Annotated in this window: 11 protein-coding genes; 7 read left to right on the plus strand and 4 right to left on the minus strand. The window is 70.4% G+C overall.

The features are described 5' to 3' along the window. Positions 1 to 24 precede the first annotated feature (24 nt). The 4 genes from NVS89_RS18575 to tpiA form a co-directional block, all read right to left on the minus strand. Positions 25 to 882, minus strand: a complete 858-nt coding sequence (locus NVS89_RS18575; protein ID WP_258734247.1) for a VOC family protein — start codon at positions 880 to 882, stop codon at positions 25 to 27. A 28-nt stretch (positions 883 to 910) separates the two neighbouring features. Next, complete coding sequence (gene pyrG, locus NVS89_RS18580) at positions 911 to 2539, minus strand: CTP synthase (RefSeq protein ID WP_258734248.1); 1629 nt, start codon at positions 2537 to 2539, stop codon at positions 911 to 913. A 106-nt stretch (positions 2540 to 2645) separates the two neighbouring features. Further along, positions 2646 to 3041, minus strand: coding sequence for a preprotein translocase subunit SecG (gene secG / locus NVS89_RS18585; RefSeq protein WP_258734249.1), 396 nt, complete (start codon positions 3039 to 3041; stop codon positions 2646 to 2648). A 129-nt stretch (positions 3042 to 3170) separates the two neighbouring features. Continuing rightward, positions 3171 to 3926, minus strand: coding sequence for a triose-phosphate isomerase (gene tpiA / locus NVS89_RS18590; protein ID WP_258734250.1), 756 nt, complete (start codon positions 3924 to 3926; stop codon positions 3171 to 3173). 186 nt (positions 3927 to 4112) lie between these two features. Here tpiA and NVS89_RS18595 point away from each other — a divergent pair, with 186 nt between their 5' ends. The 7 genes from NVS89_RS18595 (at position 4113) to NVS89_RS18625 (ending at position 11959) form a co-directional block, all read left to right on the plus strand. Further along, positions 4113 to 6038: a SurA N-terminal domain-containing protein gene (locus NVS89_RS18595; RefSeq protein ID WP_258734251.1), complete on the plus strand. Its 1926-nt coding sequence runs from the start codon at positions 4113 to 4115 to the stop codon at positions 6036 to 6038. Positions 6039 to 6050: 12 nt separating this feature from the next. Beyond that, positions 6051 to 7580, plus strand: coding sequence for an anthranilate synthase component I (gene trpE / locus NVS89_RS18600; RefSeq protein WP_258734252.1), 1530 nt, complete (start codon positions 6051 to 6053; stop codon positions 7578 to 7580). A gap of 161 nt (positions 7581 to 7741) precedes the next feature. After that, positions 7742 to 8350 (plus strand): anthranilate synthase component II, encoded by a 609-nt coding sequence (locus NVS89_RS18605; protein ID WP_258734253.1) that lies wholly within the window; start codon positions 7742 to 7744, stop codon positions 8348 to 8350. A 17-nt stretch (positions 8351 to 8367) separates the two neighbouring features. Then, positions 8368 to 9387, plus strand: coding sequence for an anthranilate phosphoribosyltransferase (gene trpD / locus NVS89_RS18610; RefSeq protein ID WP_258734254.1), 1020 nt, complete (start codon positions 8368 to 8370; stop codon positions 9385 to 9387). Positions 9388 to 9398: 11 nt separating this feature from the next. Beyond that, positions 9399 to 10214 (plus strand): indole-3-glycerol phosphate synthase TrpC, encoded by an 816-nt coding sequence (trpC, locus tag NVS89_RS18615; RefSeq protein ID WP_258734255.1) that lies wholly within the window; start codon positions 9399 to 9401, stop codon positions 10212 to 10214. A gap of 14 nt (positions 10215 to 10228) precedes the next feature. Beyond that, positions 10229 to 10717, plus strand: coding sequence for a cyclic pyranopterin monophosphate synthase MoaC (gene moaC / locus NVS89_RS18620; protein WP_258734256.1), 489 nt, complete (start codon positions 10229 to 10231; stop codon positions 10715 to 10717). Positions 10718 to 10741: 24 nt separating this feature from the next. Continuing rightward, positions 10742 to 11959, plus strand: coding sequence for a molybdopterin molybdotransferase MoeA (locus tag NVS89_RS18625; protein WP_258734257.1), 1218 nt, complete (start codon positions 10742 to 10744; stop codon positions 11957 to 11959). The last annotated feature ends 47 nt before the right edge of the window (positions 11960 to 12006 follow it).

Below are 12006 nucleotides of genomic sequence, written 5' to 3' on the forward strand. Positions count from 1 at the left end.
CGATCCCGCGCGGCTGACCCGGCCTTAGGAGACGGTCTCGAACACCAGCGCCGCGCCGAACGCGTCCTCCGGCCCCACCACCGTCACGCCCTCCATCGGCTCCATCGCCGAAGCGGACGCACGGACCGCTCCCGCATCGGCGACGGCAAAACGCAGCGCCGCGAGGCGGAGCGTGGCGTCGACCGGCGCGGCCACGCCGAAGCGCTCGGCATAGAGTTCGGGGCTCATCACCTCGACGTCGCCGCGGGGCGTATGGGCGACATACCAGCCGTCCACGGCGCGGCGCGGATCGGTGCCGAGGAAGGCCGAGAGGAAGGCGGCATGGGCGGCGGGTTCGGCCGCCGTCAGCACCACACCGGCGATACCGCTCGCCCCGTTCGCATGGCGCTGGAGCGCCGGCGCCCAGAAATTCTCCGGGTAGCGCTGCAGGCAGGTGAAGAAGCCGGCACGGGGCGCGGCCGGATCGCGCGCGAAGGTCAGCGAAAAGGCGACCTCGACCTCCGATCCGTCGGGCCGCGTACCCCGGCGGGCGAAGTCGAAGATCTCGAACCCGCCGAAGCCGGCAAGGTCGAACACTTCCTTCTCCGCCAGCGGATCGCGGCCCTCCAGCACCAGCATGGACGGCCCTTGACCGACCTCGGCCAGAAAGTCGCGGTTGAAGGCGCCGAAGGAGAAGCGTCCCTCCCCGTGCGGGGGAATGGCGGCGGGCTCGGCGATCTCCAACATCTCGATGAAGAAGCCGGGAAGCTGGACCAGCCGGTTGTGGGTGCCCCACGGATGCCGGTTCCGCGCGCCGACCGTGAAGCCGAGCGCGCCATAGGACGCGCCCGCGGCTTCGAGGTCTCGCACCACATGCACGACGTGATCGAGACCGCGAATCAACGGCGCCTCCTGGGGCCAGACGGGGAAGTCAGAACAGCCGGCTCTGCACCGCGGCGGCGCCCACGAAGGAGGCGAACAGCGGATGCGGCTCGAACGGACGCGACTTCAGCTCCGGATGGAACTGCACGCCGACGAACCACGGGTGGTCCGGATATTCGATGATCTCCGGCAGCAGCCCATCCGGCGACATGCCGGAGAACCGCATGCCGCAGGCCTCGAGCCGCTCACGATAGCCGAGATTGACCTCGTAGCGGTGGCGATGGCGCTCGGAAATCTTGGTCGAGCCGTAGATTTCCGCCACCCGACTGCCGTCGGCAAGCGCGGCGGGATAGGCGCCGAGCCGCATCGTGCCGCCGAGATCGCCGCCGATACCGCGCTTTTCCAGCTCGTTGCCGCGCAGCCACTCGGTGAGCAGGCCGACGACCGGCTCGGTGGTCGGGCCGAACTCGGTCGAGTTGGCGTCCGTCACGCCGGCAAGGTTCCGCGTCGCCTCGATCACCGCCATCTGCATGCCGAAGCAGATGCCGAGATAGGGTACCTGCCGCTCGCGCGCGAACTGCGCCGCACGGATCTTGCCCTCCGCGCCGCGCTGGCCGAACCCGCCCGGAACCAGGATACCGTGCACATGCTCGAGGAACGGGGCGGGATCCTCGCGCTCGAAGATCTCGCTCTCGATCCAGTCGAGATTGACCCGCACATTGTTGGCGAGCCCGCCATGGGCCAGCGCCTCGATGAGCGATTTGTAGGCGTCCTTCATGCCGGTGTACTTGCCGACGATGGCGATGGTCACCGCCCCTTCCGGGTTGCGGATGCCCGCCTCGACCCGCTTCCAGCGCGTCAGGTCCGGCTCCGGCGCCGGCTCGATGCCGAACGCGGCCAGCACCTCGGTATCCAGCCCCGCCTCGTGATAGGCGGACGGCACGGCGTAGATGTTGTCGGCGTCGCGCGCCTCGATCACCGCGCTTTCGCGCACGTTGCAGAACAGGCCGAGCTTGCGGCGCTCCTCGCGCGGAATCTCACGGTCGGTGCGACAGAGCAGGATGTCCGGCGCGATGCCGATCGAGCGCAGCTCCTTCACCGAGTGCTGCGTCGGCTTGGTCTTCAGCTCCCCGGCGGAGGGAATGAAGGGCAGCAGCGTCAGGTGGACGTAGATGCAGTGCTTGCGCGGCAGCTCGTTGCCGATCTGGCGGATCGATTCCAGGAACGGCATCGCCTCGATGTCGCCCACCGTGCCGCCGATCTCCACCAGCACGAAGTCGTAGCCTTCGTTGCCGGACAGGACGAAGTCCTTGATGGCGTTGGTGACGTGCGGGATCACCTGGATGGTGGCGCCGAGATAGTCGCCGCGCCGCTCCTTGGCGAGGATGTCCTGATAGATGCGCCCGGTCGTTATGTTGTCCTGCTTGGTCGCGGGACGGCCGGTGAAGCGCTCGTAGTGGCCGAGGTCGAGATCGGTCTCGGCCCCGTCGTCGGTGACGAAAACCTCGCCGTGCTGATAGGGGCTCATCGTCCCCGGATCGACGTTGAGGTAGGGGTCGAGTTTGCGCAGCCGGGTCTTGTAACCACGGGCCTGCAACAATGCACCGAGAGCGGCGGAAGCGAGGCCCTTGCCGAGCGAGGACACGACGCCGCCGGTGATGAAAATATAGCGCGCCATGGAATTCGGTTTCTAACTGCAAAAAAACGATTCGACGAGAGCCCGCGCGATCAGAGCGGACTCTCGCCTGTGGGTAAGCTCGACGCGGCTCGTAAGCCGCGCGCGATCACTGCGACTGCGGAACCTGCGGCGCGGCCGGCGCCGTGGGTGCGGGCTGCGCGCCCTTGAGCTGGTCGAGCACGCTGCCACCCGGCGCGGGAGCGCTGGGCGAGGCGGGCGTGCCTGCCGGCGTGGTAGCGGCGGGCGTGTTGAAAATGGTCGAAGGCCCGCGCCCCCAGCCGGCCAGAATGGTCAGCGAAAGGCTGGTGATGAAGAACAGCGCGGCGAGGATCGCGGTCGCGCGGGTCAGCACGTTGGCCGTGCCGCGCGCGCTGAAGAAGCCGCCGCCTCCGCCGCCACCACCGCCGATGCCGAGCCCGCCGCCCTCGGAGCGCTGGATCAGCACCACGCCGATGAGGGCGAGCACCACCATGAGATGGATGACGATGATTACGGTCTGCATCTTATGCCTTCAAGGAATAGGCGGCGGGTCGGCCCGGCCCGCCGCAAATGTCGGGCGCGTTCCTACACGATTGCGTCCGGCGTTTCCAGCACCCGGGCGCGGCGCCGTGCGTACGTCCCCGGTCGGGCCCTAGAGATAGGCGCGCGCGATGCTAAGAAAAGACGTCGCCTCGAGGCTCGCCCCGCCCACCAGCGCGCCGTCGACATCGGCAGCGGCGAGAATTTCCCCAGCATTCTCCGGCTTCACCGAGCCGCCATAGAGCAGGCGAATCCGGTCGGCCTGCCCGCCGAAGCGCTCCTTGAGGTGCGCACGCATGGCGCCGTGCATCTCGGCAATCTCGTCGATGGTCGGGGTGAGGCCGGTGCCGATCGCCCAGACCGGCTCATAGGCGATGACGGTGTTCTCGCCGTCTGCCCCATCCGGCACCGAGCCGGCGAGCTGGCCGCGCACCACGTCGAGCGCCCGGCCCGCCTCGCGCACCTCGCGCGTCTCGCCGACGCAGATGATGGCGAGGAGGCCCGCCCGGCGCGCGGCCTCCGCCTTGGCCCGCACCAGCTCGTCGCTCTCGCCATGGTCGGCGCGGCGCTCGGAATGACCGACGATCACCGCTCCCGCGCCGGCGTCGGCGAGCATTTCGGCCGAGATGTCGCCCGTATGCGCCCCGCTCGCGGCGGGATGGCAGTCCTGGCCCGCGAGGCCGACCGGGGAGCCGGGCTCGGCGGCGGCGAAGCCGGCGAGCAGCGTCGCCGGCGGGCAGACCATGAGATCGGTGCGGGCGCGAAGAGCGGCGTCATAGCCCTCCACGATACGTCGGAATTCCGGGACGGAGGCCTTCAGGCCGTTCATCTTCCAATTGCCGGCGACCAGGGGGCGACGCGTCGTCATGCTGCTAAGCGCTCCTTCACCTCAAATACGTCAATCAACACCTCAAACAGGCTGCCCTCGCGTAACAGACCCGAACGGCACGGGCAAATGGCCGCAGATGCGACATTGCAGCCTGAAAGAGCCCTCCCTATGATGCGCGCCTTTCGCGCGCCTGCCCCTTTTCGGCGCCCGCCAACGAGAACCAAGATGCTGCAGACTCTGCGCAAGAGCGCTTCCGGACTCATCGCCAAGATCCTCATGGCCCTCCTTATCGTGAGCTTCGGCGTGTGGGGCATCGCCGATGTGTTCCGCGGATTCGGCAGCCAGACGCTGGCCACCATCGGGGATACGGAAATCACCGTGCCCGAGTTCCGCCAGATCTATCAGGATCGCCTGCAGCGCCTCAGCCAGCAGCTCAAGCGCGGGATCTCGCCGGACCAGGCGCGCGCGCTCGGCATTCCCGACCAGGTGCTGAACGAGCGCCTCGCCGAGGCCGCCCTCGACGACGAGGCGAACCGGCTCGGCCTCGCCCTGTCGGATTCGGAGATCGCCCGCCGCGTGCAGGAGAACCCGGCCTATTTCGGCCCGTCCGGCGCGTTCGACCCGGCCTATTTCGACCGCCTGCTGCGCGCCAACAACTTCACCGAGGCCCGCTTCGTCGACACCGAGCGCCGCTTCGCCCTGCGCCAGCAGCTCATCCAGTCGCTCGGCGGCGGCATCGAGGTGCCGCAGGTGATGAAGGACGCGGTCGCGCGCTACCAGAACGAGGAACGCTCGGTCAATTACGCCATGCTGACCAAGGCTTCGCTGCCGGCGCTCGCCGCCCCCAGCGACGCCGACCTGCAGGCCTTCTTCGACAAGCGCAAGGTGGCGTTCAAGGCGCCCGAATTCCGCAAGATCGAGGTGCTGGCGCTGACCCCGCAGGCGCTGGTCGCCGCCCAGAAGGTGACCGACGCCGAGGTCAAGGCGGACTACGACGCCAACCTCGCGAGCTACGGCACGCCCGAGCGCCGCGACGTCCAGCAGATCGTGTTCCCCAACGAGGACGAGGCCAAGGCCGCTGCAGCGCGGATCGAGGCCGGCACGTCGTTCGCCGACATCGCCGCCGAGCGCAAGCTGTCGGCCAAGGACATCGATATCGGCACTGTCGCCAAGACCGACATCGTCGACCCGGCCATCGCCGACGCCGCCTTCGCGCTGCCGGCCGATGGCACCAGCGGCGTGATCGAGGGCCGCTTCGGCCCGGTGATCGTCCATGTCGGCACCATCACCCCGTCCAACATCCAGCCGCTGTCCGAGGTCGCCGACCAGATCCGCGCCAAGCTGCAGATGGATGCCGCCGCCCGCGCGGTTGGGCTGAAATATGACGACATCGAGGACGACCGCGCCAGCGGCGCCCAGCTCTCCGAGATCGCGTCGAAGATCGGCGTGCCGCTCGTCACCATCGAGACCGACGCGGATGGCCGCACGCCGGACAACCAGCCGGTCGCCTCCATCCCCGGCCGGGCCGAGGTGCTGCGCGGCGCCTTCGCCGCCGATGTCGGCGCGGACAACGACCCCATCCGCCTGCCGCAGAACGCTGCCCAGCCCGGTGCCCAGCCGAGCGGCCAGCCGGGCGGCTACGTCTGGTACGTGGTGGATTCGGTGACCCCGCCGGCGGACCGCACCTTCGAGCAGGCCAAGCCCCTGGTGCTGGAGCGCTGGAAGGACGACAAGACCGCCGAAGAGCTCGACAAGAAGGTCGAGGACATCAAGGCCAAGGTGGCCGCCGGCACCTCGTTCGACATCGCGGTGACCGATGCTGGGCTGGAGCTGCGCGCCGCCAACGGGCTGAAGCGCGGGCGCGCCGCCGACGGCATCCCGCAGGAGATCCTCGACGCCGTGTTCGACACGCCCAAGGGCGATGTCGGCAGCGCCATGGCCGAGGGTGGCGACAGCCGGATCCTGTTCAAGGTGCTCAACGTCGACATCCCGGCCGGCGCCAAGCCGGACGAGAAGCTGGTGAGCGACATCCGGCAGGGCATGGAGAACGACCTGATGACCGAATATCTGGTCGCGCTCCAGTCCGAGCTCGGCGCGCGCATCAACCGGACGGCGCTCGACCAGATCGTCGGCGCGGACGCGGTCGACTGAGGATCCGCATCCATGCATCCCCATCCCGACGTCGCGGACTTCGCCGCCGCCTATGAGCGCGGCGAGGCCCAGGTGGTCACGACCACGCTGATCGCCGACCTCGAGACCCCGGTCTCAGCCTTCCTCAAGATCGCCGGCGAGAAGCCGAACAGCTTCCTGCTCGAATCGGTCGAGGGCGGCGCCACGCGCGGGCGCTACTCGATGATCGGCATCGAGCCGGACGTCATCTGGCGCTGCCAGGGCGACCGCGCCGAGATCAACCGCGAGGCGGCCCGGTTCCCGGACTGCCTCGCGCCGGACGGCTTCGAGCCCTGCCCCGACAAGCCGCTGGTCTCGCTGCGCAAGCTGGTGGCGGAATCGCGCATCCACCTGCCGGCCGGCGCCCCGCCCATGGCGGCGGGCGTGTTCGGCTATCTCGGCTACGACATGGTGCGGCAGATGGAGCGCCTGCCGCAGGCCAAGCCCGACATCTTCGGCGTGCCCGACGCCATCTTCGTGCGCCCCACCGTGATGGTGGTGTTCGACGCGGTACGCGACGAGATCACCGTGGTGACGCCGGTGCGCCCGCAGGAGGGCGTGGGCGCCCTCGCCGCCTACGAGACCGCGCGCGAGCGGCTGGAGGTGGTGGTCGCCGCGCTCGACAGCGCGCTGCCCAACCTGCCGCCGGAGGACGCCTTCCACGAGGCGGTGGCGCCGGTCTCCAACACCGCGCCGGAGACCTACCGGGCGATGGTGGAGCGGGCGAAGGAGTACATCCGCGCCGGCGACATCTTCCAGGTGGTGCTGTCCCAGCGCTTCGACGCACCCTTCACCCTGCCGCCGTTCTCGCTCTACCGGGCGCTGCGGCGCATCAACCCGGCGCCGTTCCTGGTCTATTTCAACTTCGGCGGCTTCGCGATCGTGTGCTCCAGCCCGGAGATCCTGGTGCGGCTGCGCGGCGACACCGTCACCATCCGCCCGATCGCCGGCACCCGCCGGCGCGGCGCCACGCCCCATGAGGACAAGGCGCTGGAGGACGAGCTCCTCGCCGACCCCAAGGAGCGCGCCGAGCACCTGATGCTGCTCGACCTCGGGCGCAACGACGTCGGCCGGGTCTCGACAATCGGCTCGGTGCACGTCACCGACAGTTTCCTCATCGAGCGCTACAGCCAGGTGATGCACATCGTCTCCAACGTCGAGGGCGACCTCGACCCGCGCCGCGACGCGCTGGACGCGCTCGCCGCCGGCTTCCCGGCCGGCACGGTCTCGGGCGCGCCCAAGGTGCGGGCGATGGAGATCATCGACGAGCTGGAGCGCGACAAGCGCGGCATCTATGCCGGCGCCATCGGCTATTTCGGCGCCGACGGCGAGATGGACACCTGCATCGTGCTGCGCACCGCCGTCGTGAAGGACGGCCAGATGCACGTGCAGGCCGGCGCCGGCATCGTCTACGACTCGGTGCCGGAGAGCGAGCTGCAGGAATGCGTCAACAAGGCCAAGGCGCTGTTCCGCGCCGGCGAGGAAGCGGTGCGCTTCGCCGCCCGGGCGGCGCGGGGGCAGTGAGCATGGAGCGCGCGCGCCACGAGCGATGGTGAAGCCGGCGACACTCCCCTCGCCGCCCGGCGCGAGGCAGGCCCGCTCGATCCGAGCACGCGGCTTGACCCGGCGCCGGTCAACACCCTAGAGCTTTTCATGCCGGCCCAAGACCGGCGGATGGACGCGCGATGATCCTTCTCGTCGACAATTACGACAGCTTCACCTGGAACCTCGTCCACTATATCGGCGGACTCGGCGCCGAGGTGGACGTGCGTCGCAACGACACCCTCACCGCCGACGAGGCGCTGGCGCTCCAGCCCGAGGCGATCGTCATCTCCCCCGGCCCCGCCACGCCGAACGAGGCGGGGATCTGCCTCGAACTGATCGGCCGCGCCGCCGGCGAGGGCGTGCCGGTGTTCGGCGTCTGCCTCGGCCACCAGGCGATCGGCCAGGTGTTCGGCGGCGAGGTGATCCGCGCGCCGCTGCCTCTCCACGGCAAGCTGTCGGAGGTGCGCCACCGCGGCGAGGGCGTGTTCCGCGGCATCAACGGCCCGTTCAAGGCGACGCGCTACCACTCGCTCATCGTCCGGCGCGAGACACTGCCCTCGTCGCTCGGCATCACCGCCGAGACCGAGGATGGGCTGATCATGGGCCTGTCGCACAAGGAGCTGCCGGTGCATGGGGTGCAGTTCCACCCCGAGAGCATCGCCTCCGAGCACGGGCACACCATCCTGAAGAACTTCCTCGACCTGGCGCGGGCGTGGAACTCCGGCCCGCGTCGCTCGCGGGCCGCCTGAAGCAACGCGGGGAGAGCATGGAAAACCTGAAGGCCGTCATCGGCAAGATCGCCACCGGCGCCACGCTGACCCGGGCCGAGGCGGCGTTCGCCTTCGACGTGATGATGTCGGGCGAGGCGACGCCCTCGCAGATCGGCGCCATCCTCATGGGCCTGCGCGTGCGCGGCGAGGACGTGGAGGAGATCGCCGGCGCGGTCACCACCATGCGCGCCAAGATGCTGCGGGTGGAAGCGCCGGAAGGCGCGGTCGACGTGGTGGGCACGGGCGGCGACGCCTCCGGTTCCTACAACATCTCCACCTGCGCCGCCTTCATCGTCGCCGGCGCCGGCGTGCCGGTCGCCAAGCACGGCAACCGCGCGCTGTCCTCCAAGTCCGGCGCGGCGGACGTGCTGATGGCGCTCGGCGTCCGGCTCGACCTGACGCCCGAGCAGATCGCGCGCTGCATCGCCGAGGCGGGCATCGGCTTCATGTTCGCGCCCGCCCACCACCCGGCGATGAAGCATGTCGGCCCCACCCGCGTGGAGCTCGGCACGCGCACCATCTTCAACCTGCTCGGCCCGCTGTCGAACCCGGCCGGCGTCACCCGCCAGATGGTCGGCGTGTTCTCGCGCAACTGGGTCGAGCCGATCGCCCAGGTGCTGCGCTCGCTCGGCTCGACCCGCGCCTGGGTGGTGCACGGCTCGGACGGGCTCGACGAGATCACCACCACCGGCCCGACCCATGTCGCCGAGCTGGTGGATGGGGAGATCCGCAGCTTCGAGATCACGCCCGAGGAATTCGGCTTCGAACGCGCCACCTCCGCCGCGCTGAAGGGCGGCGACGGCACGGCGAACGCGGCGGCGCTGCGCGCCGTCCTCGCCGGCCAGCCCAGCGCCTATGCCGACGTCGCGCTGATGAACGCCGCCGCCGCGCTGGTGGTCGCCGGCAAGGCCGACACGCTCGGCGACGCGCTGGAGATCGCCCGCACCAGCCTCAGGGGCGGCCATGCCGAGGCGGCGCTCGACCGCCTCGTCGCCGTCTCCGCGATCGCGGAGTGAGGGAGGCGCATATGGCCGACATTCTAAAGCGCATCGAGGCCTACAAGCTGGAGGAGATCGCCGCCGCCAAGCGCGCCGTCCCGCCGGCCGAGATCCGCGCGCGCGCCGAGCAGGCCGATGCGCCGCGCGGCTTCCTCGCTGCGATCGAGGCGCGCATCGCCTCCGGCGCCACCGCGCTGATCGCCGAGATCAAGAAGGCGAGCCCGTCCAAGGGGCTGATCCGGCCGGACTTCGATCCCCCGGCCCATGCGCGCGCCTATGAGGCGGGCGGTGCGGCCTGCCTCTCCGTGCTCACCGACGGTCCCTCCTTCCAGGGCGCGCCGGAATTCCTCACCCGCGCCCGTGCCGCCTGCGCGCTGCCGGCGCTGCGCAAGGACTTCATGCACGACACCTATCAGGTATTCGAGGCTCGGGCGTGGGGCGCGGACTGCATCCTCGTCATCATGGCCTCGGTCGACGACGCGCTGGCGCGTGACCTGATCGAGACCGCCGGGGGCCTCGGCATGGACGCACTGGTCGAGGTGCATGACGATGCCGAGCTCGACCGCGCCCTCGCCCTGCCGGGCCGGATGATCGGCATCAACAACCGCAACCTGCGGACTTTCGAGGTGACGCTGGAGACCTCCGAGCGCCTCGCCCCGCGTGTCCCGGCCGAGCGGGTGATCGTCGGCGAGAGCGGCATCTTCACGCCGGACGACGTCGCGCGCCTCGCGCGTGTCGACATCCGCACCGTGCTCGTGGGCGAGAGCCTGATGCGCCAGCCCGACGTAGCGGCGGCGACCGCCGAACTGCTGGCGGCGGCTCCGCTCGCCCGCGCGGCGGGCTGAGGAAGGCGCGCGTCATGAGCGAGGAGCGCCCGGCCCTCTCCCATATCGACCCCAGCGGCGCGGCGAACATGGTCGATGTCGGCGACAAGGCCGTCACGGACCGCATCGCCGTCGCCGAGGGCCGCGTCGTAATGGAAGAGGCGACGCTCGCGCTGATCGAGAGCGGCAACGCCAAGAAGGGCGACGTGATCGGCACTGCCCGCCTCGCCGGCATCATGGCGGCCAAGCGCACCCATGAGCTGATCCCGCTTTGCCACGCGCTGCTGCTGTCCAAGGTCGCGGTCGAGATCGAGCCCGATGCCGGCCTGCCGGGCCTCAAGGTGCGGGCGACGGTCCGCACGACCGGCCAGACCGGCGTCGAGATGGAGGCGCTGACCGCCGTCTCGGTCGCGTGCCTCACCATCTACGACATGGCCAAGGCGGTCGATCGCGGCATGCGCATCGAGGCGATCCGTCTCGTCGAGAAGGACGGCGGCCGTTCCGGCCACTGGCAGGCGGCGTGAGGATGTCGGCGTGAGGATCGCGGCATGAAGGCACTGATGCCGGTCGAGGAGGCGCTGCAGCGCCTGCTTTCCGCCGCCGAGCTTCTCGGCAGCGAATCCGTCGCGCTCGAAGCCGCCGACGGGCGCGTGCTTGCCGCCCCGGTGATTGCCCGCCGCACCACGCCCGGCGCCGACGTCTCGGCCATGGACGGCTACGCCGTTCGCGCGGGCGACGCGACGCTCGACGCCGTGCTGCGCGTGACCGGCGAATCCGCCGCCGGGCGCCCATTCGCCGGCACGGTGACGCCGGGCTCGGCGGTGCGCATCTTCACCGGCGCGGTGATGCCCGAGGGCGCCGACGCCGTCGTGATCCAGGAAGACACGAAGCGCGAAGGCGACGCGGTCACCGTCACCGAGGCCGCGACCATCGGACGGCATATCCGCCGCGCCGGCGGCGACTTCGCGACCGGCGACACGCTGCTTCCGGCCGGCCATCGCCTGCGCGCCCGCGACCTCGCCCTCGCCGCCTCCGCCGACGTCGCCGAGCTGGCGGTCATCCGCCGGCCGCGCGTCGGCCTCCTTTCCACCGGCGACGAGTTGGTGCGGCCGGGCGCGGGCGCGGCGGCGCACAACGTCATCCTGTCCAACATCTATTCGGTCGGCGCCCTCGCCCGCCGGGCCGGCGCCGAGGTGGCCGATCTCGGCATCCTGCCCGACACCATGGCGGCGACGCAGGAAGGCGTGCACGCGGCGCTGGCGAGCGGGATCGACGTTCTGGTGACGACCGGCGGCGCCTCTGTCGGCGACCACGACCTCGTCGCCCCGGCACTGACCGCGCAGGGCGTCGAGCTCGCCGTGCACAAGATCGCGCTGCGCCCCGGCAAGCCGCTGATGTTCGGCCGCTCGTCCGCCGGCACGCTGGTGGTCGGGCTGCCGGGAAACCCGGTCTCCGCCCATGTCTGCGCGCTTCTCTTCCTCGTGCCGCTGCTGCGGGCGCTGCAGGGCGAGGCCGTCGCGCCGAAGCCGGCCCTGAAGGCTGCCCGGCTTGGTGTCGACCTCAAGGCCAATGACCACCGCATGGACTTCATGCGCGCGGCCATCGTCGGCGAGGAGGATGGCGTGCCCGTCGTGCGCCCGGTGCCGGTGCAGGACAGTTCGATGCTGCGCGTGCTCGCCCGCGCCGACGTGCTGCTCGTGCGCCCCCCGAACGCGCCCGCCGCCCTGGCCGGCGAGCCGTGCCAGATTCTCCCGCTCGAGGATTGACCGCACTGCCTGCACCCTGTGTGCTGCGTGCTCGCCGCAGGTGCCGA

The sequence above is a fragment of the Ancylobacter mangrovi genome (genome assembly GCF_024752355.1).
GTDB lineage: Bacteria > Pseudomonadota > Alphaproteobacteria > Rhizobiales > Xanthobacteraceae > Ancylobacter > Ancylobacter mangrovi.